The sequence below is a fragment of the Cryobacterium sp. TMT1-66-1 genome (assembly GCF_004403435.1).
GTDB classification, from domain to species: domain Bacteria; phylum Actinomycetota; class Actinomycetes; order Actinomycetales; family Microbacteriaceae; genus Cryobacterium; species Cryobacterium flavum.
Window position 1 is genome coordinate 168330 of the sequence record NZ_SOGP01000006.1, and the last position, 26547, is coordinate 194876.

Consider the following 26547-nt stretch of genomic DNA (forward strand, 5'->3'; position numbering starts at 1 on the left):
GCTTCCTATCTTTCCACAACAAGGTGGGGGTCGGCGTCGCTGGGACCAGGGTCGCGGGTCAGCGCGCCGCGCATGGCCGCCAGCACTGCCGGCTCGTCGGGTAACGGTTCAAACGGGTCGGCGGTGACGAACACCCGTACCTGGATGAGGGCCTGGTGCAGAAGCATCCCGAGCCCGTTCAGCACCGTGCCCCCAGCGGCCTGCCAGGACGAGGCGACTCCGCTCGGCCACGGTGAATAGGCGACGTCGAACAAGACGGCCCGTTCACGCAGTTCGAGCGGCAGCGGCGTCGGGAGCACGGTCCCCCCGGGCAGAGTGCTGATCACGACGTCGCTGTCGACCCGGGTGACGCCGCCGAAATCCTGCAGGTCAACGACCACGCCAAGTGTCCGGCCGAGCTCGATCAGCGGCTGCGCCTTGACCGCATCCCGCATGAGGACCGTGACGAATTCAGCGCCGAGTTCGGCTGCCGCCATCAGAGCGGATGCCGCTGTCGCGCCGGCTCCGAGCAGGGTCACGTGCGCCGCGTGGGTGACTCCACTCTCGGCAAGGGCACGCACCAGCCCCGCAACGTCCGTGTTGTAGCCACTCAGCGTGCCGCGTCCCTCGACCCGGCGCAGCAGCACGGTGTTGACCGATCCGGTCAGCTGGGCCACCCGATCGCAGTCGTCGATGAACGGCAGAACCTCCTGCTTGAGCGGCATAGTCAGTGACAGACCGCGCCATTCCGGCCCGACTTTGCTCAGGAACATGGCCAGGGAGCCGGTCTTCACCTCGACCGCATCGTAAGACCAATCGAGGCCCAACTGACGGTAGGCGGCCCGGTGCAGCAGCGGCGAACGGGAATGCTTGATCGGCGAACCAAGCACCGCGAGGCGGTTCGAGCTGAGGCTATCCATATTCGGGGTGCTCCCTCATCCAGTTCTGCCAAACGACGACCGCGGCGTCGTGTTCTGCCACGGTGGTGGAGAACACCGTCTCGCCGGTATCGAGGTTGACGGTCACGAAGAACAACCAGGGACCGTCAACCGGGTGCAGGGCGGCGTCAATGGCGAGGTCGCCCGGGTTCGAGATGGGGCCGACGACCATGCCGGGATGCACGTACGTGTTGTAGAGATTGCCGGCATCTGCGCGTTCGGCGTTGGTCGTGGTGACGAGATGGGTGTTTCCGGTGCCGTAGGCGACGGTCGCGTCGGACTGCAGCAGGCCGCTTTCCCACTGGGTCGGGTCCAGCCGGTTGAGGAAGACCCGCGACACCTTGTAGTAGTCGTCGCGCAGGCCCGCCTCTCGCTGAATGAGTGAGGCGAACACGATGGTCGACCAACGGTCTGCCACCGCGACCCCAGCCGTGTCGAGGGCCTCGAACTGCCGGTTCACCATCACCTGAAGGGCCACCTGTGCTGTGTCGCCCGGCGAGAACGTGTACGTGGCGGGAAAGAGGAATCCTTCGAGGGTGGTTGCTTCGGGGGGGAGCCCGAACGAGGCGACGTTCGCTGCTGCGGCTTGCAGATCGGCGAGCGGAATATCGGTTCCCTCGGAGATCGACTGCAAGACGTCGACGGTTGCGGTGCCCTCGGGCACCACCACGGTCTCGCTCAGCCTCGTGCCGTCGTCGAGCAGGGCGTCGAGGGCCGTGCTCGCCACCATTTTCGTTTTCAGCTGATAGGCGCCGGGCTGGAAGACGGGTTCGGGTTTGGTCTGCAGCAGAATCGCGTAGAACGCGTCGAAGCTTTTCACCACGCCCTGGTCGACGAGGGTATTGGTAATCTCCGAGCCGCCGTCACCGTCGTGGATCATCACGATAATGTCCTTACCGGTGGCGGCTTCCTCGGCGTTGAAATCGGCGGGCCCCTGCGTGGCCGCGATGATTTGCGAGATGGGTCCCTGGAGAAAGAGGTACGCTCCGGCCACGAGGGCTGCCAGCACAACGAAGACGATCAGGCAGCCCCAGGCACCCTTATGACTGCGCTTTTCTCGCGGCGGTTCGTCAGCGAGCAGCGAACGACGCTGAGCACGATCGCGGCCGGAATCATTGCTCTCGTTCGCCGTCAGGAAGTCGGTGGCGGCGCCCGCGGGCACGACTGCTTCGCGGGAAAGTCGCCAGAGTAGCGGTGCCTCCGGGGCGACGGCGGCACCGGGCGGTACGGCCTGAATCTCGCCAGCGGCCACCTGTTCGGTTGCTGGCTGCTGCGCGGCTGCCTGCTCCGCCGCGGCCTGTTGCGCGCGCAACTGACGGCGGCTCGGTAGCGGCTCTTCCGGGGTGGAACTCGGCACGGTTACGGCCTCTCGGTCGGTTCGACGGGCGACCCTGGCGGCCGCCCCGAGGCACGCTCACTGTCGAGCGCGTGTTGCAGAATGATAGTCGCGGCCACCTGATCAATCACTGGCCTTTGCGTTTTGGCTGAGCGACCGGATGCCCGCAGCGCCGACTGTGCTGACACGGTAGAGAGTCGCTCGTCGACCAGGCGCACCGGCACCTTGAAGGTTCGGGCGAGCCGGTCGGCGAAATCGATCGCGTCGTCGGTTGAAGCGGTCACGTTTCCCGACAGGGCCAGCGGCAGGCCCACGATGACCTCGACGGCGTCAAACTCCTGCACTACGGCGCGAATGCGCGCGAGATCGGTCAGACCGGCCTGGTCGCGGGCGACGGTTTCGACCGGTGTGGCGAGCATGCCGTGGTTATCACTGCGGGCCAGCCCGATGCGCACCTTCCCGACGTCGACGCCGACCCGAACTCCGGAGCGCATCGTTAGCGGCTGATCGCGGCGACGACGGCCTGCAGCGCAGCCGGGATGGCGTCGCCGTTGGGGCCACCGCCCTGGGCCAGGTCGTCCTTGCCACCACCACCGCCGCCGAGAATTCCGGCAACAGTCTTGGCGAGGGCACCGGCCTTGTGCCCGGCATCGCGAGCGGCCTGGTTGGTGGCGACGATCACGACGGGCTTGTCGGCGGCGATCGCCGAGAGCGCCACGACAACCGCGTCGGTACCGAGACGTTCCCGCGTGGCTAGGGCCAGCATTCGAACGTCGTCGGGAGAACCGAGCACACCGAGGTCTTCGGCAACAACGGTCACTGCGCCGACCCGGCGAGCCGTTGCCAACAGTGCGGGCACTCGGTCGGTCAGCGCGCGGGCTTCGAAGGCGGCGATCTTCTTCTCGGCCGCCCTGAGGCTCGTCACGAGGTCGCTGATGCGCTCGGGCAGCTGGTCGCGCGGCGTCTTCAGGCTCGAAGTGAGCTGCGACACGAGGGTGCGTTCGGCGGCGAGATCACGGAACGCTTCGAGTCCGACGAGGGATTCGACGCGGCGGTTCGCCGAACCGACCGAGGCCTCGCTGATCAGGTTGATCATGCCGATCTCGGCACTGCTGGAGACGTGGGTGCCGGCGCAGAGTTCGCGCGACCAGGGGCCGCCGATGTCGACGACGCGCACGACATCGCCGTACTTTTCGCCGAACAGTGCCATGGCACCGAGCTCCTTCGCCTCGGCGAGGGGCAATTCTCGCGTGGTCACCGGCAGGTTGTCGCGGATGGCGTTGTTGGAGATTTCTTCGATCTCGGTTCGGGTCGCCAGTGACAACGCCTGGTTCCAGGAGAAGTCGAGGCGAAAGAACCCGGCTTTGTTGTACGAGCCGGACTGGTGCGCGTTCGGGCCGAGAACCTGGCGCAGGGCGGCATGCAGAACGTGGGTACCGGAGTGCGCCTGGCGGGCGCCGCGACGCCAACTCTCGTCGACCACGCTTGTGGCGCTGTCGCCGACACCGACCTCGCCGGACTGCACGAGCACCTTGTGGCTGATCAGACCCTTGACCGGCTTTTGCACGTCGAGCACCTTGAGCTCGTAGCCGGGACCAACGATGAGGCCGGCATCCGCTTCCTGCCCGCCGGATTCGGCCCAGAGGGCCGTCTCGGCGAGGATGACTTCGGCGGTTTCACCGGCAACCGCGCTCGTGACGGACTCACCGTCCACGATGAGGCCGAGCACGCTCGACTCATTCTGCAGGTCGTCATACCCGGTGAAAACCGTCTCACCGAGGGCGCGGAAGGCGCTGTAAACACCGAGGTCGGCCAGAGTTGTCTTCTTGGACTTCGCGTCGGCCTTGGCCATGGTGCGCTGCTTGGTCATGAGCACGTCGAAGGCGTCCCGATTGACGTTGAGGCCGGCTTCTTCGGCGATCTCGAGGGTGATCTCGATCGGGAACCCGTAGGTGTCGTGCAGCAGGAACGCAGTCGGGCCGGCGAGCTCAGTCTTGTTGGCCTTCTTAGTCTTCGCCACGGCCAGGTCGAGCACGGCGCTACCGCTCGCGAGGGTGCGCAAGAAGGTTTCTTCCTCGGCAAACGCGGCCTGGCTGATGCGCCCGAAGTCGCTCTTGACCTCGGGGTAGGCTGCGCTCATCGCGTCGCGGGAGGCAGGCAGCAGTTCGGGAAGGCTCACCGTGTCGACGCCGAGCAGGCGCATGGCGCGTACGCTGCGACGCAGCAGGCGGCGGAGGATATAGCCGCGGCCCTCGTTGGACGGCATGACGCCGTCGCTCATCAACATGAGGGAGGAGCGTACGTGGTCGGCGACGATGCGCATGCGCACGTCGTCGTCGTGGTCGGCGCCGTAACGGCGGCCAGACAGGGCCGCGGCACGATCGAGCACCGGGCGAACCTGGTCGATCTCATACATGTTCTCGACGCCCTGTTTGAGGAACGCAACGCGTTCCAAGCCCATGCCGGTGTCGATGTTCTTCTTCGGCAGGTCGCCGAGAATCTTGAAATCGCTCTTGCCGGTGCTTTCGCCGCGCAGGTACTGCATAAAGACGAGGTTCCAGATTTCGACGTACCGGTCGTCGTCAGTGGCCGGGCCGCCGTCGGCGCCGTAGGCGGGGCCGCGATCGAAGAAGATCTCCGAACAGGGGCCGGCCGGGCCTGGCTGGCCCGTGGACCAGTAGTTGGATTCCATACCGAGGCGCTGGATGCGATTGTCCGGCACGCCAATGGCCCGCCAGTAGCGGTAGGCCTCGTCGTCGTCGAGGTAGATGGTGACCCACAGGTCGCTTTCGCGAAAGCCGTAACCGCCCTGGTTCTCCGGCGTGGTCAGCAGCTCCCAGGCGAAGCCGATGGCTTCTTCCTTGAAGTAATCGCCAAAGCTGAAGTTGCCGTTCATCTGAAAGAAAGTGCCGTGCCGCGGGGTCTTTCCGACCTCTTCGATGTCGTTGGTACGGATACATTTTTGCACACTCGTGGCGCGCGGGTACGGCGCCGGAACGAGCCCGGTGAGGTACGGCACGAACGGCACCATGCCGGCCACGGTGAAGAGAAGGGTGGGGTCATCGCTCACCAGTGACGCGGACGGCACAACGGTGTGTCCACGATCGGCGAAGAAGTCGAGCCAGCGCCCGCGAATGTCAGCAGTCTGCATGGTGTCCGTAGCTTTTGTCGTGCATGAATGTGGTGGTGCGGTGAAACGGTATGCCTGAGTCGAGCGGATGCCTACGGCGCGCTGGCCGCCGGTGCGTCACCCGCGGCATCAGCGGCGACGTCGCCGAGCGCGGCGTGCAGCTCGGCCTCGCGCTGGCGGTAGCCCTCCGAGATGGCCTCGCCGAACTCGCGGGCCTTGGTGTCAAGTTCCGTGAAGAACTGCTTGCCCTGCTGGGTCTTGTTGACCTCGTGGGCCACCACGAAGCCCGCGGCCACGCCGATGACCAACCAGATGACGTTCTTCATGGCACTTCTCCCTGAATCTGGTCTAGCCGTAGCTATCGATAAGTCGGGCGCGAGAATATCAGCGCCGTCTCCAGAGTAGCCGGTCAACCCCGATTACGCCGAGGCCGCGGTCGCCCGGCGCGAAAGGCCGCCCGGACGCCGGCTGAGAAACCGGCGAGCTTGATCAGCGGCCCGCCGACCGTGGCCGCGAACAACGCGACCAGCGCCGAGACGTTGCCGGTGACATCCGCTACGTTGCTCGTGATGGTGTCGACCCTGGCCAGTTGCTGGTTGGTAGAACGAATGGTCTCGGTCGTCTCGGTCAGCATCGGGGTGATTCCCTCGCTGAGTTCATGGATGGCGGCCGTGGTCTCATCGAACACGCGGCCCAGTTTGACCAAGGGAATAGCGATGACAGCGACCAGAATCGCGAACACGCCGGCGGCGATGAGGCCGGCAATATCTCCACCTGACACGGTGACTCCACTCAGTTCGAGGGGCCCCTGCGGAGCCCGGGTATACAAAAAAGGGCGGATCACCCTGAGGTGATCCGCCCTTCAGCGTACCGGTTGGACTAGCGAGCTGCGTAGTACTCCACGACGAGCTGAACTTCACAGGTCACGGGGATCTCGATGCGCTTCGGGGCGCGCACGAGGCGGGCCTGGAGCTTGTCGAGCTCTACCTCGAGGTACGGCGGGAGCTTGGGAAGCAGGTCGACGTGGCCGCCGGCTGCTGCAACCTGGAAGGGCTCCATGCCCTCGCTGCGAGCCTTGACGTGCATGAGCTGGCCCGGCTTCACGCGGAAGGAGGGCCGGTCGACGAGCTCTCCGTCGACGAGGATGTGACGGTGCACGATCATCTGGCGAGCCTGAGCGGTGGTGCGGGCGATGGCCGAACGCACGAGGAGCGCGTCGAGACGCGTCTCGAGGATCTCTACGAGGTTCTCACCGGTCAGTCCCTGACGACGACGAGCCTGTTCGAAGGCAATCTTGAGCTGGGCTTCGCGGATGCCGTACTGGGCGCGTAAGCGCTGCTTTTCGCGCAGACGAACGGCATAGTCCGAATCGGTCTTGCGCTTGGTGCGGCCGTGCTCACCGGGTGCATAGGGGCGCTTCTCAAGGAAGCGGGCTGCCTTCGGCGTGAGGGCAATGCCCAGGGCGCGCGAGAGGCGAGTTTTACTGCGGGTACGTGACTTGGTAGACACGGTTTCCTTTCAATCGGACTCAATAACAGGGATACCAGGGCGAGTGCGTGTTTCTACAGCACAAACGTCATGGGAGATCAGAGGATTGGGTGCCATGGGACGTTCGGCTACAGAACGAAACCCCTCCAAACTGGAAACGGACGCAGCCGCATGCCGAAACCAGTTGTAGGCAGAGTCAAGGTTAGCACAGAGCGGATGCTTCGCCTCGCGTTCCCGAGGCGGGCGTCGTCGAGGGATCATCCGCTCCTCGCTCAAACATCGCGGGTGCGCAGGACATTCCGCGAAACTCGCAACCCCGCGGAGAATCCCCCCGCCGCCGCAAGTTCAGAGCTGAGTCACGAATCTATTCGTTGCGGACTATGCGGCGGATTTTTAGGAGGCGGGCGGAGATATCGCGCTCGTGGCCGTGCTCGGTCGGCTCGTAATAGCGGGTGGATTTCAGCTCCGTTGGGGGGTATTGCTGAGTGACCACTCCGAGCGGGTCATTGTGCGGGTAGACGTAGCCCTTGCCGTGGCCGAGTCGTTTGGCGCCCGGGTAGTGCGCGTCGCGCATGCCCTTGGGTACGCGGCCCATCTTGCCGGCGCGGACATCCGCTATGGCAGCATCGAGCGCCATGTAGGCCGCGTTCGACTTGGGGGCGGTCGCGAGGTGCACAACGGCCTGGGCGAGCGGGATCCGCCCCTCAGGCATGCCGATCAGCGCGACGGCATCGGCGGCGGCGACAGCGATGAGGAGCGATTGCGGGTCGGCCATGCCGATGTCTTCGGAGGCGAGGACAATGATGCGGCGACAGATGTAGCGCGGGTCTTCGCCGGCCTCGATCATGCGCGCCAGATAGTGCAGCGCGGCGTCGACGTCACTGCCGCGCACCGATTTGATGAACGCGCTGATCACGTCGTAGTGCTCGTCGCCATTGCGGTCATAGCGCAGCAGCGCACGATCAACGGCGAGCGAGACGATGTCGGTCGTGATGACGGGCTTGCCGGTCGCGCCGGGTTCCAGCGTCGATTCCGCCGAAACGGATGCCGCCTCCAGCGCCGTCAGGGCCCGCCGCGCATCCCCGGAGGCCAGGCGAATGATCGCGCCGCGGGCCTCTGACTCGAGTTCGAACCGGTCGGCCAACCCGCGCGCATCCGTGACGGCACGATCGACGACGATGCCAAGGTCGTCGTCGCTGAGAACTTCGAGGGTGAGCAGCAGAGAACGAGACAGCAAGGGCGAAATGATCGAGAACGACGGATTTTCGGTCGTCGCGGCGACCAGGATGACGACTCCGTTCTCGACCCCTGGCAGTAGCGTGTCTTGCTGGGCCTTGGAGAATCGGTGGATCTCATCGAGAAACAGCACCGTCGCAAGACCGTAGAGGTCGCGGTTGGTTCGGGCGTCTTCCATCACCTGCCGCACGTCGCGCACGCCGGCCGTCACGGCAGAGAGTTCGACGAAACGACGTCCGGAACTGTGCGCGATCGCCTGCGCGAGCGTGGTCTTGCCGGTTCCGGGCGGTCCCCAGAGAATGACCGATACGCTGCCGCGCTCCCCGGTCTTGTCGCTGGCCAGACTAACCAGGGGCGACCCCGGGGTGAGCAGATGACGCTGGCCGGCCACCTCGTCCAGGGTTTTCGGGCGCATTCGTACGGCGAGGGGGGCCTGGCCACTCCGCAGACCCTGTTGAGCATCCGACATTCCTCCAGCGTAGTTTGTGAGAGAGTTCTACGAGGTCGGCCGCGTTGGCGTACGGTCACGTTTTGTCCGGTCGTCGCCAACCCCGACGGCCCTGGAGGGGTTCCAAGTGGCTTCGAATTACAAGCTCGAGCGTGCGGCACGTGAAGAGCGCGGACGTGTTCGTTCCTACCAGGCCCGACGGGCGGTGCACGAGCACCAGACGAAGCGGCGCGTGCGGGACAACCTGATCGCCGGTGGCGGACTCCTCGTGGTGCTGACCTTGATCGTGATCGCCCAGGTGTTCTACTTCGCTGGCGGCCCGGGTACCCCGGCGCCGACGGCAGCTGCAACGTCCAGTCCAACGCCAACGCCCACGGCAGCGGCCGGTGCCAACACCGGCGACGTGCCCGCAAGCACTATCGCCGAGGGGCGCACCTGGACCGGCACCCTGAGCCTCAACGATGTCAACCTCGGCATCGAGCTGGACGGTGCGCGCGCGCCCCAGGGCGTCTCGTCCACGGTCAGCCTCGCCCAGAGCGGGTTCTATACCGGCGTGAGCTGCCACCGCCTAACCGACGGCGGCTTCTTCGTGCTGCAGTGCGGCGATCCCGCCGGCGACGGATCCGGCGGTCCCGGTTACAGCTATGGTCCGGTCGAAAACGCTCCGGCCGATAACGTCTACCCGGCCGGTACCCTCGCCATGGCTCGCCAGGGCGGCAACGGATACAGCATGGGAAGCCAATTCTTCGTGGTCTACGACGACACGACTATCCCCTCCGACGCGGGCGGCGGCTACACCGTGCTCGGTCACGTCACGAGCGGACTGGACGAGCTCAAGGCCCAGATCACGGATGCCGGCACCGCGGACGGCTCCGGCGACGGCGCCCCGACGGTGCCAACGACGATCACGGGCTTAACACTTCAGTAGGATCGATCGTCACCCCTGCGCTATTGCAATAGGCTTATCAGGGTATTTCTTAGGTTCCGCACTCTTCACTCCCGCGGATCCACACACAACAACTCAGCAAAGGTGAGGCTCTTGACTACGACAGATCAGCAACCATGGGGTCGCGTAGACGAAACCGGCACGGTTTACGTGCGCGAGGCAGACGGCGAACGCGCCGTCGGTCAGTATCCGGATGCCACTCCGGAAGAGGCCCTGGCCTACTTCGAGCGTAAGTACGTTGAGCTCAACGGGCAGGTTACCCTGCTCGAGCAACGTGCGAAGGGTGGCGCTCCGGCCGCAGACATCGCCAAGTCGGTCGCCAACCTCAAAGTTGCCGTCGCCAATGCCAACGCGGTCGGAAACCTTGCCGCCCTGGCCGAGCGCCTCGGCGCTCTCGGCGGTGCTGTCAGTGAGCTCACCGAGCAGCAGAGCCTCGAAACCAAGGCCGCATCCGCTGCCGCCGTCGCTGAGCGGGCCGAGATCGTGACCGAGGCCGAGCGTCTCGCCGCCGAAGATCCGGCCAAGACGCAGTGGAAGCAGACCAGCGCCGCTCTTGACGCGCTGTTCGCCAAGTGGCAGGCACACCAGCACGACGCCCCGCGCATTCCCAAGGGCGAGGCCAACGATCTGTGGAAGCGCTTCCGGGCCGCACGCACCACGATCGAGCAGAACCGTAAGGCGTTCTTCGCCGAGCTCGACAGCGCCCATAAAGACGTGCGCACCAAGAAGCAGCACCTGATCGAACAGGCTGAGGCCCTCGCCCCCCAGGGTGCCGATGGGGTTTCGTCGTATCGCAACCTGCTCGATGAGTGGAAGAAAGCTGGCCGCAGCGGCAAGAAACAGGACGACGCCATGTGGGCCAAGTTCAAAGCTGCCGGCGACGTGCTCTACTCCGTTAAGAGTGAAGTTGAAGCCCAGGACCACGAGGAGTTCTCGGCGAACCTGGTACTCAAACTCGAATTGCTCACGCAGGCCGAGACCCTGCTCACTACCACCGACCGCAACGCCGCTCGCGACACGCTCACCTTGATCCAGCGCAAGTGGGATGACATCGGCAAGGTCCCGCGGGATCAGGTCAAGCCGATCGAGGATCGCCTGCGCAAGGTGGAAGCCGTCGTGCGCAAGCTCGATGACGATCACTGGAAGCGCAACAACCCCGAGACCAAGGCTCGTACCGAGGGTCTGGCCGGGCAGCTGAACGACGCGATCGCCAAGCTCGAGGCCGAGCTGGCTACCGCGCAGAAGGGTCAGAACGCCCGGGCCATCAAGGACGCCACCGAAGCGCTCGAGGCCCGTAAGGCCTGGCTCAAGGCAATCGGCCAGTAAGCGGCAGTACTTGCACGCAGGCACTTAGTTATCCACACTCGGCGCACGCAACCAGCTTCTCCACAGATCCAGGCTCCTTCGGGGGCCTGGACCTGGTTAAGCGTCACTCTGGTGGCATGACGAATCCACCGGGGCGACCGCTCACCCTCAACGACCTGCCACTGGCCGAGCTCTACGCCGCCCGCCTCGACGGCCAAGTCTTTCAAATCGCGGACTCCTGGTGCGTGATCGATGAAATAGACGGATGCGATACCCGCGCAATCGCCGCCGGCCAGCTGGTCCCGCCCCGCGCCATCGCCGAACAGCTCACCGCCGCGTGGATCTACGGCGTCACGCCGGAGCCGCGGCGCCACCAGTTCTGTGTATTGATCGGCGCGCGTACCACCACTCTGTGGTCGGCTCGGGCATCGGTGCGTGAAATTGTGCGAACGCCCGATGACGTGCGCACCATCTCGGGGGTGCGGGTCACCACTCCCCTGCGCACCGCCGTCGATCTCGCCCGCTATGCGGTTTCACCGCCGACGGTGTCACCATCGACCACGTCAGAGCTGAGTGCCCTCCTGGCCCGCCTCCTGCACTACGGCCAGTACCCCGACGTGTCGGCCGCCATCCGCCTCTGCAAGCGAGGCAGCCCCGCTCACAGCGCTATCGCTGTCGCGCGCTTCACGGCCGTCAGCGCACCACTGTTTGCGCTGCGCCAGCAGGGCTGCGCGCGCAGTACCGCAGGTTAGCCGTCGCTAACCCGGTACACGTCGTACACGGCATCGATACGACGCACGGCATTGAGTACGCGGTCGAGGTGGGTGGTGTCCCCCATCTCAAAGACGAAGCGGCTGAGCGCGAGGCGATCGCTCGACGTGTTGACGGTGGCAGAGAGAATGTTCACGTGGTGCTCCGACAAGACCCGGGTGACGTCGGACAGCAGACCGGAGCGGTCAAGGGCTTCGATTTGGATGTGCACGAGGAACAGACTCTTCGAGGTTGGCGCCCACTCGACCTCGATCATGCGCTCGGGTTCTTTGAGCAGCGACTGCACATTGTGGCAGGCGGCCTGATGCACAGAGACGCCTGCGCCGCGCGTGACGAATCCGACGATTTTGTCGCCGGGCACCGGGGTGCAGCAGCGGGCCAGTTTGACCAGAATGTCCGGTGCACCGCGCACCAGCACTCCGGAATCTCCGTTGCGGGTGGTCTGCGGCCGTCCGCGCGCGGCGACCGGAAAGTCGTTGCTGTCGTTGTCTTCGATGCTCTGTACCGAAGAGACGACCTTCTCGAGCACTGACTGGGTTGAAACGTGACCTTCACCGACGGCGGCATAAAGCGCCGACACATCTTCGTACTTAAGCTGAGCCGCGACCTCCGCGAACGAGTCCTGGTTCATCAGCTTCTGCAGCGGAAGGTTCTGCTTGCGCATGGCGCGGGCGATCGCGTCCCGGCCCTGCTCGATGGCCTCGTCGCGGCGTTCCTTGGTGAACCATTGCCGAATCTTGTTGCGGGCCCTGGGGCTCTTGACGAAGTTCAGCCAGTCTTTGCTCGGGCCGGAGTCGGGGTTTTTCGAGGTGAACACCTCGACCACGTCGCCGGTGATCAGCTCGCTCTCCAACGGCACCAACCGGCCGTTGACCTTGGCTCCCATGGTGCGGTGTCCCACCTCGGTGTGCACCGCATAGGCAAAGTCGACCGGGGTCGCGCCGGACGGGAGGCCAATGACCCGGCCCTTCGGCGTGAAGACGTAAACCTCTTTGGCACCGATCTCGTACCGCAGGGAGTCCAGGAACTCGCCTGGGTCGGCCGTTTCGGCCTGCCAGTCAGAAATATGGGCGAGCCAAGCCATATCGGTATCGCTCTGCGGGCCGGGGCCGCCAGCGCTCTTGCCGTTGACCTGCTCCTTGTACTTCCAGTGCGCGGCGACACCGAATTCGGCACGCTGGTGCATTTCGGTCGTGCGAATCTGAATTTCTACCGCGCGACCGCTCGGCCCGAGCACGGTGGTGTGCAGGGACTGGTACAGGTTGAACTTCGGGGTGGCAATATAGTCCTTGAACCGGCCGGGCAGCGGCGTCCAGCGGGCATGGATGGATCCCAGCACCGCGTAGCAGTCCCGCACCGAGTTCACGAGCACGCGGATACCGACGAGGTCGTAGATCTCGTCGAAATCGCGGCCGCGCACGACCATTTTCTGGTAGATCGAGTAGTACTGTTTGGGGCGACCGGCAACCTTGCCGCGAATGCGCGCCGATTTGAGATCGTCGTTGATGGTGTCGATGATCTGTTGAACGAACTCTTCGCGCTGCGGAGTACGCTGCTTGACCAGGCTTTCAATTTCGGCGTAGAGCTTGGGGTACAGCACCGCAAAGGAGAGGTCCTCGAGTTCCCACTTGATCGTCTGGATCCCCAGGCGGTGCGCGAGAGGGGCGTAGATCTCCAGGGTCTCGGTGGCCTTGCGCACGGCGGATTCGTTGGGAACGAAGCCCCAGGTGCGGGCGTTGTGTAGCCGGTCGGCAAGTTTGATAATGAGGACGCGAATGTCCTTGGACATCGCGACGATCATCTTGCGCACGGTTTCGGCCTGGGTCGAGTCGCCGTACTTCACCTTGTCGAGCTTGGTGACACCATCCACGAGCATGGCGATTTCATCGCCGAAGTCGGCCCGCAGGGCGTCGAGGGTGTAATCGGTGTCTTCGACGGTGTCGTGCAGCAGGGCGGCCGCAATGGTTTTGGTACCGATGCCCAGGTCGGCCAGAATCTGCGCCACGGCGACTGGGTGGGTGATGTACGGCTCGCCGCTGCGACGCAGCTGTCCGTCGTGCGCTCGCTCGGCGGCGGTATACGCGCGTTCGATGATCGACAGGTCGACCTTCGGGTGGTTCAACCGCACCGTCTTGATCAGGCGGTCAACAGCACCGGCGGGCTGGGCCCGAGAGAAGATGCGAGGAACCAGACGGCGCAGCGAGGCCGGGGTGGGGGTCGTCGTGTCCGTCATAATCTCACCTCGTGCGTCACGCCCGCCGAAAGACGCGGGGTTGCGTTCCATCAATTATGCCGGTTCCGCGGGCGCAGTCCGTACGCCTCCGGCATAACGCTCTGTGCGGGGCCTACCCAGTCATCTGCAGAAACGGCCAGTCCGCAGGGACTGGCCGTTCCGGTCGTGCCAACTGAGCTGACTAGGCGGTGACGCTGGCAGCGGCCGGGGCCGAGGCCTTGGCGCGAGCAGCGAGGGCCTTCTTGTCGTGCTTGCGAATAGCGTCCTCGTTGTTGCGCAGCTGGGCGTACAGCGGTGATGCGATGAAGATGGTCGAGTAGGTTCCGACCAGAATTCCGATGAGCAGCGCGAGCGAGATGTCGCGCAGCGTGCCGGCGCCCAAGACGAACGCACCGATAAACAAAATGGATGCCACGGGCAGAGCCGCGACCACGGAGGTGTTGATCGAGCGCACGAGGGTCTGGTTCACGGCGAGGTTGACCGACTCGGAGAAGGTCCGGCTCGAGCCGGACCCGTCGAAGTTGGTGTTCTCGCGAATCTTGTCGAAGACCACAACGGTGTCGTAGAGCGAATATCCCAAAATGGTGAGGAATCCGATCACGGCCGCGGGTGTGATTTCAAAACCGGTGATTCCGTAGAACCCCGCGGTGATGACCAGGTCGTGCAGCAGGGCGACCATGGCCGCCACGGACATTTTCCAGGTGCGGAAATAGATGGCCATGATGATCCCGGCGAGCACGAGGAACACGACCAGGGCACGCAGTGCCTGCCCGGTGATGTCCTGCCCCCAGGTGGCGCCAATGAAGGAGGTGGCGACTTCCTTGACGGGCACGTTGTAGGCGGTGGCCAATGCGTCGCGCACTCCGGTCGTCTCGCCTTCGGACAGCTGGTCGGTCTGTACTCGAACGCCATCGGTGCCGACGGTGGAGACCTTTGGTACGGCATTCGGAACGACGCTGGAAACGGCATCCGTTGCGGTGGTCTCTGACTGGCTGCTCGTCTGCGAGACGACGAACTCGCTGCCGCCGGTGAACTCGATGCCGAAAACGAAGCCGCCGCGCAGCAGGAACGGGCCGACCAGCGCGATGAGGATCATGCCGCCGGCGATCAGGTACCACAGCTTGCGACGCCCGACGATGTTCAGCGAACGAGCGCCCGTGTAGAGGTCATTTCCAAATTTCGAGAAGCTGGCCATCAGGAATCCTTCCCGTCCGTTGATCGATCAGTGCTGGTACCCACGAGCTCGGAAGCCTTGCGCTCCGCGATGGTTTGTCGTTTCGCCGCCTCTTTACTCGAGGAGGAGACCTTGGTCGCCGACACGGAAGCCGAGGGTTCAAACCGCGCTCGACCACGATAGACAGCACCGAGGGCTCGCGGATCAAGGCCGCTGAGTTTGTGGCCCTCGTTGAAGAACTTGGTCTGGGCGGTCAGTTGCAGCATCGGGTGGGTGAACAGACTGACCACGAGGAGGTCGACGATGGTAGTGAGGCCCAGGGTGAGGGCGAAGCCGCGTACGTTGCCGACGGCGAGCACGAACAGCACGGCGGCGGCGAGGAAGTTGACGACGTCGGAGGCGACGATGGTGCGGAGGGCTCGCTTCCAGCCGGCCTCGACCGAGGACTCCAGCCCGCGTCCATCACGCAACTCGTCACGGACGCGTTCGAAGTAGACGATGAACGAGTCGGCGGTGATACCGATGGCCACGATCAAACCGGCGACGCCGGCCAGTGACAAACGGTAGCCTTCACGCCAGGACAGGATGGTGATCAGTAGGTAGGTGATCACCGCTGCCACGCCGAGGGACGCAACGGTGACCAAACCGAGCAGGCGGTACTGAGCGAGTGAGTAGAGGACGACGAGGATCAGACCGATCAGGCCGGCGATGAGGCCGTTGAGCAGCTGGGTCGAACCGAGCGTTGCCGAGATGGTGTCCTGGCTCTGCACGGTGAAGCTGATCGGGAGTGCACCGAACTTGAGCTGGTCAGCCAGGGCCTTGGAACTTTCCTGATCGAAAGACCCGGTGATCTGAGGCTTGCCGTCGAGGATGGCGCCCTGGGTGGCCGGGGCCGAAATCACGTGGCCGTCGAGCACGATGGCGAACTGGTTCTGCACACCGGTCAGGCTGAACAGGCGGGTCGTCACGTCTGCAAACTTCGAGGTTCCCGAGCTGTTGAAGACGATGTTGACGGCCCACTCGCCGGTGGTCGCGCCGTTTTGAGTGGTGCGCTGGCCGTTGGTCGCGTCCGAGATCGTGGAACCGTCGACCTCGACCGGGCCGAGGATGTATTTGACCGAGCCGTCGGTCTCACAGGTGATCAGGGGCTGGTCGGCGGGTGCCACGTTGGTGCTGTTGATCTTGTTGCAATCGAAGGCGTCGTACTCGGCCTGAAGAGCCGGGGTGACGTAGTTCAGGTCACTTGCGTCGGTCGGTGCAACGGCCGGTGTGGTCGACAGGCTCGGATCAACCGTCGCCTGCGGCGCCGGAGTTGCCGTGCCGTCGGCCCCGACGGTCTGGCCGGACGGCTGCCCGGCTACGAGTACGGCCCGAAATTCGAGTTTCGCCGAGGACTTGATGCGCTCCAGGGTGGCATCATCGGGGGTGCCTGGAATCGAGACGACGATGTTTCGACCGCCCTGAGTGTTGACTTCTGTTTCCGACACTCCAGACGAGTTGATGCGCTGTCGAATGATCCCAACGGCCTCGTCGAGCTGCTCCGAGGTGACTGTCGCGCCACTCTCCACCTGCGGGGCGAGGATGATCTGGGTTCCGCCCTCGAGGTCGAGGGCCAGTTTCGGCGTCCACGATCCGTTCTGGGTGAATACACCGAACGCGTTGAGGGCGATGAGGCCGACGATAATCACGCCAAGCCAGGTCAGGGAACGCCAGGCCTTCTTGACCGGAGACGACTTAGCCACCTATGAACTCAGCTTTCTGTTGGCGCCCACACCAAAGTGTGTGGACGCGCCGCTTGATGCATTACGTGCGTTTCGTGCAATAAATAAACATGCCAAGCGAGTATGCCCTACGAAATAGGCCGTACCGAACTAAGCCTGCCGAAAAACGATTACGCGTCACCCTTTTTGGGCTGGTCGGTCGTGTCGGTGTCAAGGTCGGCAACGCGCTGGCCGAATTCCGGCTCGTTCAGCGAGTCGATGGCCTGAACGCTCTCGTCGTCGAGTTCGTCGGCGACAACCGGCTCAACCACGCGAGCGATGGTCTGGCGGTGGATCTCGACGATGACGCCGGGCGCGATCTGCAACTCGACCTTGTTGGCTTCTTCATCGATGGCAATGATCGTGCCGTACATGCCGAAGTTGGTCATGACGTCGGCGCCGGGAACCATGGTGGCCTGCAGGGCCTCCTGGTCCCTCTTGCGCTTGCGGCCGTTGCGGAACATGAAGAAGACGAGTACGGCCAGGACGGCCAGCATGACGAGAGTCAAAGAATCCATAGAGCGGTGAAACCTTTCGATTGCGGCGCGGGTGGCCGAAGCTGTGCGTGAAGACCCGACAGCGGGCCTAGAGAATATGCCTCTAGACAGGCGGGCCAAATTGAATTATAGGTCAAGAAGGGTCGTACTGCCCTGTGCAGTCGAGCCCGGGGGCGGCACGAGGCCAAAATGTTGCCACGCTGCGCTGGTGGCAACGCGCCCTCGCGGGGTGCGCGTGAGGAAGCCTATCCGCACCAGGAAGGGCTCGACGACCGCTTCGACAGTTTCGGACTCTTCCCCCACCGACACGGCCAAGGTATTGAGCCCCACCGGTCCGCCGCCAAAACGAGTCAAAATGATCTTCATGACCTCCCGGTCGAGCCGATCGAGGCCGATCGCGTCGACGTCGTAGAGTTCGAGGGCTGCGTGCACCGCGGCGATGTCGGCAGCTCCCCCGTGCACGAGCGCATAGTCGCGCACGCGGCGCAGCAGGCGGTTCGCGATGCGCGGTGTGCCACGGCACCGTCCGGCGATCTCGGCGAGGGCATCCTTCTTGATCGGCAGCTCGATGAGCTGCGCTGCCCGGGCCAACACCTGTTCGAGCTCGCTCTCGGCGTAGAACTCGAGGTGGGCGGTGAAACCGAAACGGTCCCGCAGAGGGTTCGGCAGCAGGCCAGACCGGGTCGTGGCACCGACCAGGGTGAATGGGGCCAGGTCGAGTGGAACGGAAGTGGCGCCAGCACCCTTTCCCACCATGATGTCGATGCGAAAGTCTTCCATAGCGAGGTAGAGCATCTCCTCGGCGGAGCGTGCCATGCGATGGATTTCATCGATGAACAGCACCTCGCCGGGAACCAGGGACGACAGCACGGCCGCGAGATCGCCGGCGTGCTGGATGGCCGGACCACTCGACATGCGCAGCGGGCGGTTGCCCTCGTAAGCGACGATCATGGCCAGGGTGGTTTTACCGAGGCCGGGAGGGCCAGCCAGGAGGATGTGGTCTGGCGTGCGATTCTGCATGGTCGCGGCGGTCAGCAGCAGCTGCAACTGCCCACGTACCTTTTTCTGGCCGACGAATTCGGCCAGACTCGCCGGGCGCAGAGCGCCCTCGAAGGCTAGCTCGGACTCACTTTCGAGCGAGGGACTGACCAGTTTGATGGCGGAGTTTTCGACAGCGGGATCAGTGCTCATGAGCGCCCCGTTCCGTTGCTCGCGGCCGCCGACCCGGTGGCGTGGTGCGCTGCCGGACCCAGGCGGCCGAGGGCCAACCGAAGCACTGCCGCCACCGCCGGCGGCGCAGCGTCGTCACCGGCGACATCCGCCAATTCGGTGAGGGTATCGTCGACGGCCTCGGCCGCCACACGCTCCGACCAGCCGAGGCCGATCAGCGCGGCCTGCACGCTGGCCGCAACTGAGGTCGCCGGGGCTGCGCGGGTTGGAGACGTCGCCGCGGTGACGGCGAGCTTGCCGGCCAGGGAGAGAACGATGAGTTTGGCGGTTTTCGGTCCGATGCCGCTGACCTTGCGGAAGGCGCCGTCGTCGTCGCCGGCGACGGCCTGCGCGATCTGGTTGGGGCTGAGCACCGCGAGCACGCCCAGGGCGGACTTGGGACCCACACCGGTCACACCGACGAGGAGTTCGAAGACCACAAGCTCATCGGCAGTGGGAAAGCCATAGAGAGTGAGCGAATCTTCACGCACGATGAGGGTGGTCACCAGCCGGGCTTCGTCATTGATACGCAGGCCGAGTGCGGTGGCCGGCGTCACCTGGATGCCGAGGCCGACTCCCCCAACCTCGATCACGACGGTTGAGCCGACAGCTGAAAGGACAAGGCCACGTACGGAAGAGATCACCGCTTAAGACTACGGGGCACCGCTGACGCTGCTGGCACCGACCCACGTTCGGCGGCACGCCAGGCCCTCTGCGCTGGCGTCAGCGCGCCCGTCGTGACCGTGGCAGCTTTCACCGAGGCGACGGTCGGCAGGGTGCCACCGGATGCTCCGGTGCGCCAGGCGTGGCAGATCGCGAGGGCGAGGGCATCCGCTGCGTCAGCTGGTTTGGGAATCTCGGTCAGCCCAAGGATGCGGGCGACCATGGTGCCGACCTGCTTCTTATCGGCGGCACCGTAACCGGTGATGGCGGCCTTCACCTCGCTCGGAGTGTGCAGGGTTACCGGCAGACCGCGCTGCGCGGCGAGCAGCAGGGCGACCCCGCTGATCTGCGCTGTGCCCATGACGGTGCGCACGTTGTGCTGGGCGAAGACCCGCTCAATGGCGATGAACTGCGGCCGGTGGCGGTCGAGCATCTCTTCCAGACCCTGGGACAACAACAGCAGCCGCCGCTCCAGCGGAAGGTCGGCGGCGCTCCGCAGCACGGTCACATCGACCAGACGGGCGGAGCGGTTTCCCTCGACATCGACCACGCCCACACCGCAGCGGGTGAGGCCCGGGTCGATGCCGAGAACCCGGACCGCCATCGAACTACTCGGACTCGGCTGCGAGTGCGGCCTGAACCTCGGCCGATAGGTCGTAGTTCGAGTACACGTTCTGCACGTCGTCGAGGTCTTCCATCGCGTCGATCAGGTGGAACACTTTGCGGGCGGTTTCGGCGTCGACCTCAATCTTGAGCGACGGAATGAACGCGATGTCAGCTGACTCATAGTCGATTCCGGCGGCCTGCAGCGCGGTGCGGGTGGCGACGAGATCGCCAACGGAGGAGTGGACCTCGAAGGTGTCCCCCTCGTCGATGACCTCTTCGGCGCCGGCATCGAGAACGGCGAGCATGATGTCGTCTTCGGTGAGGGTCGGCAGGTGCTTGACCACAACGACGCCCTTGCGGTGAAAGTTGTAGGCGACACTGCCCGGATCGGCCATGGCGCCGCCATTGCGGGCCATTGCTGTGCGCACCTCGGCTGCGGCACGGTTCTTGTTGTCGGTGAGGCACTCGATCATGATCGCGACACCGTGCGTGGCGTAGCCCTCGTACATAATCGTCGTGTAGTCCACCTGCTCGCCCGACAGCCCGGCACCGCGCTTGACTGCGCGGTCGATGTTGTCGTTGGGGACCGAGGTCTTCTTGGCCTTCTGGATAGCGTCAACCAGCGTGGGGTTACCCGAGAGGTCAGCGCCGCCCAGTCGGGCCGCGACCTCGATGTTCTTGATGAGCTTGGCGAACGCCTTGGCCCGCCTGGAATCGGTGACCGCCTTCTGGTGCTTGGTAGTGGCCCATTTGGAATGCCCGGACATACATCTCCCGTTGTTGTGCTACGTCAAAATTAAGTGAGCGCTGCGAAGTCGGTGCACGCTTAGTGCCGGATCAGTCTATCCCGGAGTGACTTCCAGCAGCTTGTGCAGCGTGTGCAGGTTGCGGGTGGTCGTCGTGTCGCGGTACTTGAGCTTGGCGCTCTTCTTGCTAAAGGCGCTCTTGATGCCCACGGCCTTGCGAACCTCCCAGTACAGCACGCCGTGGCCGAGTTCGATGCGTTCGTCGGACGGCTCGAGCTCCTTGGCGTGACCGGCCAGTTCACTGAGATGACCGGGGTCGGAGGAGAACATGACATAGGAATGCCAGCCGTCATGATCGGCGGTGAAGGGAAAGGCACGCACGATCCGGTCGAGCGATTCGGCGTCGACCAGCACGATCCAGGCCTCGTACTCGAACCGGGCGGTCAGGGCCGCTTCGATGCGCGCCTTGAGGGCCGCGGCATCCGCTTTGTCGACGAGCGGACTGTCGATGCTGAAGATGACGTTGCCGCTCGCCAGCACGGTTTTGACGTCGGTGTAACCGAGGTCGTGAAAGGTGTCGGCAAGATTGGCCATGGCGATGGTGATGCCGTTGACGTTGATGCCACGGAGCAGTGCTACATATCGGGTCATCGTTGACCACCGGGTGTCTGAGTCATGTCTGAACCCTAGCCACACTCGCGCGCCCGGCACAATTGGGCCTGGCATCAGCGGGCGGCGGCGACCAGTTTCTGCAGGAAATACTGATGAAAACGGTATTCACCGGTGATCTCAGGGTGAAAGGACGTGCCGAGCAGATTTCCCTGTTCCACGGCGACGCACCGGCCGTCGTCGAGGGCGGCCAGGGCGGTCGCCAGCGGGCCGACGGTTTCGACCACCGGGGCGCGAATGAACACCGCGTGCACCGGCTTGTCACCGAGCGCTGCAATGTCAAGGTCGGTCTCGAAGGAAGCGGTCTGCGAACCGAAGGCGTTGCGGCGCACGGCGATGTCGAGTCCGCCGAGGCTCTGCTGGCCGTTCATGCCATCGAGAATCGTGTCGGCGAGCATGATCAGCCCCGCGCAGGTTCCATAGACGGGCAGCCCGCCGCGGATGGCTGCGCGGAGCGGTTCGGCTAGGCCGAAGGTACGGGCGAGCTTGTCCATGACGCTCGATTCGCCGCCCGGAATGACCAGACCGTCGACCTGGAGCAATTCTTCCGGACGCCGCACCAGGGCGACGTTCGCGCCGAGCTCGCGCAGTACCTGCGCGTGCTCACGAAAATCGCCCTGCAGGGCGAGCACCCCAACCCGCAGTCCTGCCGGTACAGCAGCCTCTGCCGGTCGGGTGTCCATCGAGAGAATCGTCACGAACGGTCTGGCTACCAGCCGCGCTCAGCGAGGCGGTGCGGGGCGGGGATGTCCGACACGTTGATGCCGACCATGGCTTCACCGAGGCCGCGGGAGACCTCAGCGATGACCTTGGCGTCGTCGTAGAAGGTGACAGCCTTCACGATGGCGGCGGCACGCTGTTCGGGGTTGCCCGACTTGAAGACGCCGGAGCCAACGAACACACCGTCAGCGCCGAGCTGCATCATCATGGCGGCGTCGGCCGGGGTAGCCACGCCTCCGGCGGTGAACAGAACCACCGGCAGCTTGCCGGTGGCGGCGATCTCGGCGACGAGCTCGTAGGGAGCCTGGAGTTCCTTGGCGGCGACATAGAGTTCGTCACGGCTCATCGAGGTGAGGCGCTTGATCTCGCCGTTGATCGTGCGGATGTGCTTGGTGGCTTCGGAGACGTCGCCGGTGCCGGCCTCGCCCTTGGATCGAATCATGGCCGCGCCCTCGTTGATGCGGCGAAGCGCCTCACCGAGGTTGGTAGCGCCACAGACGAAGGGAATGGTGAAGTTCCACTTGTCGATGTGGTTCATGTAGTCGGCCGGGCTGAGCACTTCGGACTCGTCGATGTAGTCGACGCCGAGCACCTCGAGAATCTGTGCTTCGACGAAGTGGCCGATGCGAGCCTTCGCCATGACCGGAATGTTGACCTCGGCGATGATGCTGTCGATCAGGTCGGGGTCGCTCATACGGGCCACGCCACCCTGCGAGCGGATGTCGGCGGGAACGCGTTCGAGAGCCATGACGGCGACAGCGCCGGCGTCTTCAGCAATACGAGCCTGGGCAGCGGTGACGACGTCCATGATGACGCCGCCCTTAAGCATTTCGGCGAGTCCACGCTTGACGCGGCTCGATCCGAACTGCTCGGCAGAGGTTGATTCAGTCATAACTACGATCCTATTCCTTGCATGGTGGTGGTCTGGTCGGAGCCTGGTGGGTGTGAGCCGAGGACCGGGGCGCACCAGCACGCGCCCGGCCGTGAAAAAAAGCTAGAGAGTGCTTGTGGCGGCAGCCGTAGACGCCCCGGCGCCGGGCCAGCCCTCGGCGATTTCCCGACGCACGTCGCCGAGCAGGCGCGGGATGGCCTTGGTGCCGGCGATGATCGGAAAAAAATTCGAGTCTAGGGCCCAGCGCGGCACGATGTGCTGGTGCAGGTGCTCGGCGATGCCGGCCCCGGCGATACGTCCCTGATTCATACCGATGTTGAAGCCTTCACAGTTCGACACCTGGGTGAGCACCCGCATGGCGATCTGGGTGAACTCGCCGATTTCGGCGATCTCCTCCGGCGTGGCCTGGTCGTAGGTGGCGACGTGCCGATACGGACAGACCAGCAGGTGGCCGCTGTTGTACGGAAAAAGGTTGAGGAGCACGTAGGCGTGGGTACCCCGCGCCACGATCAGCGCCTTCTCATCGTCCAGGGTCGGCGCGATGCAGAACGGGCAGTCGTCGGGGTGCGGCTGCTGCCCATCCTGGATGTAAACCATCCGATGCGGCGTCCACAGCCGTTGAAAGGCATCCGGAACACCGGCGAACTCGGCAGCGGTCTCCCCCGCGCCGGCGTCGACGGCGTCGGAACCGCGCAGTCGATCTGCGGGAATGGCCGGCACGCTACGCCTGCACTTCGGTCACAGCAGGGGCGACCGGGGCGACCGGAGTCGTGGTCACCTGCGCGCGGTTCTCGATCGACTCCACGATGATTTGCACGGCCTCGTCTACCGGCACCCCGTTCTGCTGCGTACCATCGCGAAAGCGAAAGCTGACCGCGCCGTTGGCCTGGTCATCTTCGCCCACGATGAGCTGATACGGCACCTTGGCCTTGGTGTGCGTGCGGATCTTCTTCTGCATGCGATCGTCAGAATGGTCAACTTCGGCGCGCACGCCGGCCTTCTTCAGGGTGGCGATCACATCGTCGAGGAAGGGGCCGTACTGCTCCGACACTGGAATTCCGACTACCTGCACCGGGGCCAGCCACACCGGGAAGGCTCCGGCGTAGTGCTCGGTGAGCACGGCAAAGAAACGCTCGATCGAGCCGAACAGGGCGCGGTGAATCATGACCGGGCGCTGGCGGCTGCCGTCATTCGCGGTGTATTCGAGGTCGAACCGTTCGGGCAGGTTGAAGTCGAGCTGGATGGTCGACATCTGCCAGGTGCGCCCGATGGCATCCTTGGCCTGCACCGAGATCTTGGGGCCGTAGAACGCGGCTCCGCCCGGGTCGGCGACCAGATCGAGACCGGATGCCTCGGCAACCTCGCGGAGCGTTACGGTGGCTTCCTCCCACGCCTCGTCGGTGCCGACGAACTTTTTTGGGTCTTTGGTGGAGAGCTCGAGGTAGTAGTCCTGAAGACCGTAGTCGGCGAGCAGCTGCAGCACGAAGTTGAGGGTGCTGGTGAGCTCCTCCTTCATGCCTTCCTTGGTGGTGTAGATGTGGGCGTCGTCCTGCGTCATGCCGCGAACGCGGGTAAGGCCGTTGAGCACGCCGGACTTCTCGTACCGGTAAACCGATCCGAATTCGAACAAGCGCATCGGCAGTTCGCGGTAGCTGCGACCGCTGGACTTGAAGATGAGGTTGTGGAATGGGCAGTTCATCGGCTTCAGGTAGTAGTCGACGCCCTGGCGGGTGACATGACCGGTGTCGTCGCGTTCCTCGTCGAGGTGCATCGGGGGGAACATGCCCTCGCGGTACCAATCGAGGTGGCCCGAGGTTTCGAACAGCGTCGACTTGGTGATGTGCGGCGAGTAGACGAAGTCGTAACCAGCCTCGGTGTGGCGCTTGCGGGAGTAGTTCTCCATCTCCTGGCGGATGATGCCGCCCTTGGGGTGGAACACCGCGAGGCCCGAACCGATCTCCTCTGGGAAGCTGAACAGGTCGAGTTCGGCGCCAAGCTTGCGGTGATCGCGCTTGGCAGCCTCTTCCTGACGGGTCTGATACGTGCGCAGCTCATCTTTGGTGGGCCAGGCGGTGCCGTAGATGCGCTGCAGCTGAGGGTTCTTCTCCGAGCCGCGCCAGTACGCTGCGGCCAGGCGGGTGAGCGAGTAGCCGTTGCCGATCATGCGGGTGTTCGGCAGGTGCGGACCGCGGCAGAGGTCCTTCCAGACCGTCTCCCCTGTCTTCGGATCGACGTTGTCGTAGATGGTGAGTTCGGCACCGCCGACCTCGACCGATTCTTCGTCGGCCGTCGGACTGTTGTTGGCGGCAGCCTCGCCGCCCTCCCCGGGGCCGCCCTTGATGCCGATGAGCTCAAGCTTGTACGGTTCGGCAGCCAACTCGGCGCGTGCCTCATCGTGGGTGACCACGCGGCGCACGAAACGCTGGCCCTGGCGGATGATGCGGTCCATCGCCTTTTCGAGTGATTTGATGTCGTCGGGCGTGAACGGGTCGGCCACGTCGAAGTCGTAGTAGAAACCGTCGGTGACGAACGGGCCGATGCCGAGGCGGGCGGCCGGGTTGACGGTCTGCACGGCCTGGGCCAGCACGTGGGTGGCGGAGTGGCGCAAAATGTTGAGGCCGTCGGGAGAATTTATGCTGACCGGTTCGACAGCATCCGTCGGCAACACGGTGGCCGCCAGATCTTTCAACTCACCGTTGACGCGCATCGCGACAACAGATCGATCGGTGAAAAGCGCAAAGCCGTCAGCCACGTGTATAACTCCCTATTGATTGCCTACCCATCAACTTTAGCGGCGCGCGCGGGGTTGTTCGTCGGTCGGCATCGAGACGGGGCGTGCGTTCGTGCACCGGTGCGGTTTGGGTACAAAAAAACCCCGGCGAACCGGGGTTTCTGTGGGAACTGCTCTGTGGGCGATACTGGGATCGAACCAGTGACCTCTTCCGTGTCAGGGAAGCGCGCTACCGCTGCGCCAATCGCCCAAGATTCTGGGAAGTGCTCATTCTCTCGTACATGCTCATCTTTAGGACGTGCTCAAAGAATGGAGGTGGATACGGGATTCGAACCCGTGTTAACGGCTTTGCAGGCCGCTGCCTCGCCTCTCGGCCAATCCACCATGTGGGTTCACACCATATGGGTTCATACCAAACGAATTGGAACCGGCCAATTGGCCGATTCCAGTTCATTTGAGCGGATGACGAGATTCGAACTCGCGACCCTCACCTTGGCAAGGTGATGCGCTACCACTGCGCCACATCCGCAACTGTCCGCATTTCTGCGTACTCAGAGACTCTAGCTGAATAGCAAGACGGAAACCAAACCGAGCCGTCTACGGCGTGTTGCGCCGTGTGGTGCGGGCGGGGTCGGGGTGGCCCGGTTGCCCCTGAGATCGCCTCCGGACCGGCACTGGAGTTGCGTCAGTACGCGGGACTTAGGCCAGTACGCGCGCGTGCGGTCCTGGCCGCAATACCCGCGTAATGCGAGGCGCTGGAGCTGCGCCGCTGCGCACCAGTTCCGCCTCGCGCGCAGCGACGTAGCTCCCGCGCGCCCGAAAAATGTTGTCGACCGCGCCCGAAACACGGCCTTCACCGGCCCAGGGGCGCACGCGCCACACCCGGCTCGGGGTCGATGTGCGGCGACACTCCAGTCTGGGCTAGTATCAAAAGTCGCAAGGCAAACTTCGGTTTCCGTGCGACTGCAATTGGGCGATTGGCGCAGCTGGTAGCGCGCTTCCTTCACACGGAAGAGGTCGTGGGTTCAAGTCCCGCATCGCCCACCACGAAAACCCCCTTTCACGAGGGG

General features: G+C 64.3%; 24 protein-coding genes and 4 tRNA genes. 4 read left to right on the plus strand and 24 right to left on the minus strand.

The window, feature by feature from the left end:
* Positions 1-5 precede the first annotated feature (5 nt).
* The 8 genes from E3T29_RS03205 to E3T29_RS03240 all read right to left on the minus strand — a co-directional run bounded on the left by E3T29_RS03205 (position 6) and on the right by E3T29_RS03240 (position 8576).
* Entirely contained in the window at positions 6-899 is an 894-nt protein-coding gene (locus E3T29_RS03205) for a shikimate dehydrogenase (protein WP_134344035.1), read from the minus strand.
* Complete coding sequence (mltG, locus tag E3T29_RS03210; RefSeq protein WP_241987608.1) at positions 892-2274, minus strand: endolytic transglycosylase MltG; 1383 nt, start codon at positions 2272-2274, stop codon at positions 892-894. The genes E3T29_RS03205 and mltG overlap by 8 nt, the downstream gene beginning before the upstream one ends.
* Before the next feature lie 2 nt (positions 2275-2276).
* Positions 2277-2747 (minus strand): Holliday junction resolvase RuvX, encoded by a 471-nt coding sequence (ruvX, locus tag E3T29_RS03215; RefSeq protein ID WP_092340041.1) that lies wholly within the window; start codon positions 2745-2747, stop codon positions 2277-2279.
* 2 nt (positions 2748-2749) lie between these two features.
* A complete protein-coding gene (gene alaS, locus E3T29_RS03220; RefSeq protein ID WP_134344036.1) occupies positions 2750-5404 on the minus strand; it encodes an alanine--tRNA ligase in 2655 nt (884 codons plus the stop codon).
* A 71-nt stretch (positions 5405-5475) separates the two neighbouring features.
* A complete protein-coding gene (locus E3T29_RS03225; RefSeq protein WP_092340039.1) occupies positions 5476-5709 on the minus strand; it encodes a hypothetical protein in 234 nt (77 codons plus the stop codon).
* Positions 5710-5792: 83 nt separating this feature from the next.
* Positions 5793-6164 (minus strand): DUF948 domain-containing protein, encoded by a 372-nt coding sequence (locus tag E3T29_RS03230; protein WP_104090539.1) that lies wholly within the window; start codon positions 6162-6164, stop codon positions 5793-5795.
* Between the two features lie 98 nt (positions 6165-6262).
* A complete protein-coding gene (gene rpsD, locus E3T29_RS03235; RefSeq protein ID WP_092107727.1) occupies positions 6263-6892 on the minus strand; it encodes a 30S ribosomal protein S4 in 630 nt (209 codons plus the stop codon).
* A gap of 343 nt (positions 6893-7235) precedes the next feature.
* Positions 7236-8576 carry a replication-associated recombination protein A gene (locus E3T29_RS03240; protein ID WP_134344037.1) on the minus strand — a complete coding sequence of 447 codons (1341 nt, stop codon included), beginning with the start codon at positions 8574-8576 and terminating at the stop codon, positions 7236-7238.
* A 106-nt stretch (positions 8577-8682) separates the two neighbouring features.
* On the opposite strand from E3T29_RS03240, the gene E3T29_RS03245 reads away from it, so the two are divergent.
* The 3 genes from E3T29_RS03245 to E3T29_RS03255 all read left to right on the plus strand — a co-directional run bounded on the left by E3T29_RS03245 (position 8683) and on the right by E3T29_RS03255 (position 11558).
* A complete protein-coding gene (locus E3T29_RS03245; protein WP_134344038.1) occupies positions 8683-9483 on the plus strand; it encodes a peptidylprolyl isomerase in 801 nt (266 codons plus the stop codon).
* Positions 9484-9594: 111 nt separating this feature from the next.
* Positions 9595-10827, plus strand: a complete 1233-nt coding sequence (locus tag E3T29_RS03250) for a DUF349 domain-containing protein (protein ID WP_134344039.1) — start codon at positions 9595-9597, stop codon at positions 10825-10827.
* A gap of 116 nt (positions 10828-10943) precedes the next feature.
* Positions 10944-11558, plus strand: a complete 615-nt coding sequence (locus E3T29_RS03255; protein ID WP_134344040.1) for a type IV toxin-antitoxin system AbiEi family antitoxin — start codon at positions 10944-10946, stop codon at positions 11556-11558.
* Here the strand turns inward: E3T29_RS03255 and E3T29_RS03260 are convergent.
* From E3T29_RS03260 to E3T29_RS03335, 16 genes are all read right to left on the minus strand, one after another.
* The gene (locus E3T29_RS03260) at positions 11555-13810 is read right to left on the minus strand and encodes a bifunctional (p)ppGpp synthetase/guanosine-3',5'-bis(diphosphate) 3'-pyrophosphohydrolase (RefSeq protein WP_134344041.1); all 2256 of its coding nucleotides are present in this window, start codon (positions 13808-13810) and stop codon (positions 11555-11557) included. The two genes, E3T29_RS03255 and E3T29_RS03260, sit on opposite strands and share 4 nt — an antisense overlap.
* 181 nt (positions 13811-13991) lie before the next feature.
* Positions 13992-15005, minus strand: coding sequence for a protein translocase subunit SecF (gene secF / locus E3T29_RS03265; RefSeq protein WP_134344042.1), 1014 nt, complete (start codon positions 15003-15005; stop codon positions 13992-13994).
* Positions 15005-16726 (minus strand): protein translocase subunit SecD, encoded by a 1722-nt coding sequence (gene secD, locus E3T29_RS03270; RefSeq protein WP_134344043.1) that lies wholly within the window; start codon positions 16724-16726, stop codon positions 15005-15007. Before secD ends, secF begins: the two co-directional genes overlap by 1 nt.
* Before the next feature lie 149 nt (positions 16727-16875).
* Positions 16876-17262, minus strand: a complete 387-nt coding sequence (gene yajC, locus E3T29_RS03275) for a preprotein translocase subunit YajC (protein ID WP_092340030.1) — start codon at positions 17260-17262, stop codon at positions 16876-16878.
* 105 nt (positions 17263-17367) lie between these two features.
* Positions 17368-18432 carry a Holliday junction branch migration DNA helicase RuvB gene (gene ruvB / locus E3T29_RS03280; RefSeq protein WP_092340029.1) on the minus strand — a complete coding sequence of 355 codons (1065 nt, stop codon included), beginning with the start codon at positions 18430-18432 and terminating at the stop codon, positions 17368-17370.
* Positions 18429-19094, minus strand: a complete 666-nt coding sequence (gene ruvA / locus E3T29_RS03285; protein WP_134344044.1) for a Holliday junction branch migration protein RuvA — start codon at positions 19092-19094, stop codon at positions 18429-18431. Before ruvA ends, ruvB begins: the two co-directional genes overlap by 4 nt.
* The gene (gene ruvC / locus E3T29_RS03290) at positions 19091-19717 is read right to left on the minus strand and encodes a crossover junction endodeoxyribonuclease RuvC (RefSeq protein ID WP_092340027.1); all 627 of its coding nucleotides are present in this window, start codon (positions 19715-19717) and stop codon (positions 19091-19093) included. Before ruvC ends, ruvA begins: the two co-directional genes overlap by 4 nt.
* Positions 19718-19721: 4 nt before the next feature.
* On the minus strand, positions 19722-20486 hold the full coding sequence (locus E3T29_RS03295) for a YebC/PmpR family DNA-binding transcriptional regulator (RefSeq protein ID WP_092340026.1): 765 nt from the start codon (positions 20484-20486) through the stop codon (positions 19722-19724).
* Between the two features lie 75 nt (positions 20487-20561).
* Positions 20562-21116, minus strand: a complete 555-nt coding sequence (locus E3T29_RS03300) for a DUF1697 domain-containing protein (protein ID WP_092340025.1) — start codon at positions 21114-21116, stop codon at positions 20562-20564.
* A gap of 74 nt (positions 21117-21190) precedes the next feature.
* On the minus strand, positions 21191-21817 hold the full coding sequence (gene pdxT, locus E3T29_RS03305; protein WP_134344405.1) for a pyridoxal 5'-phosphate synthase glutaminase subunit PdxT: 627 nt from the start codon (positions 21815-21817) through the stop codon (positions 21191-21193).
* A 26-nt stretch (positions 21818-21843) separates the two neighbouring features.
* Positions 21844-22746, minus strand: coding sequence for a pyridoxal 5'-phosphate synthase lyase subunit PdxS (gene pdxS / locus E3T29_RS03310; protein ID WP_134344045.1), 903 nt, complete (start codon positions 22744-22746; stop codon positions 21844-21846).
* 102 nt (positions 22747-22848) lie between these two features.
* Positions 22849-23466 (minus strand): HIT domain-containing protein, encoded by a 618-nt coding sequence (locus tag E3T29_RS03315; RefSeq protein WP_370449101.1) that lies wholly within the window; start codon positions 23464-23466, stop codon positions 22849-22851.
* A 1-nt stretch (position 23467) separates the two neighbouring features.
* Positions 23468-25453: a threonine--tRNA ligase gene (thrS, locus tag E3T29_RS03320; protein ID WP_241987646.1), complete on the minus strand. Its 1986-nt coding sequence runs from the start codon at positions 25451-25453 to the stop codon at positions 23468-23470.
* A gap of 202 nt (positions 25454-25655) precedes the next feature.
* Positions 25656-25727, minus strand: a tRNA-Val gene (locus tag E3T29_RS03325).
* A gap of 60 nt (positions 25728-25787) precedes the next feature.
* A tRNA-Cys gene (locus E3T29_RS03330) sits at positions 25788-25861 on the minus strand.
* A 73-nt stretch (positions 25862-25934) separates the two neighbouring features.
* A tRNA-Gly gene (locus tag E3T29_RS03335) sits at positions 25935-26006 on the minus strand.
* 442 nt (positions 26007-26448) lie between these two features.
* Here E3T29_RS03335 and E3T29_RS03340 point away from each other — a divergent pair.
* Positions 26449-26524, plus strand: a tRNA-Val gene (locus E3T29_RS03340).
* Positions 26525-26547 lie beyond the last annotated feature (23 nt).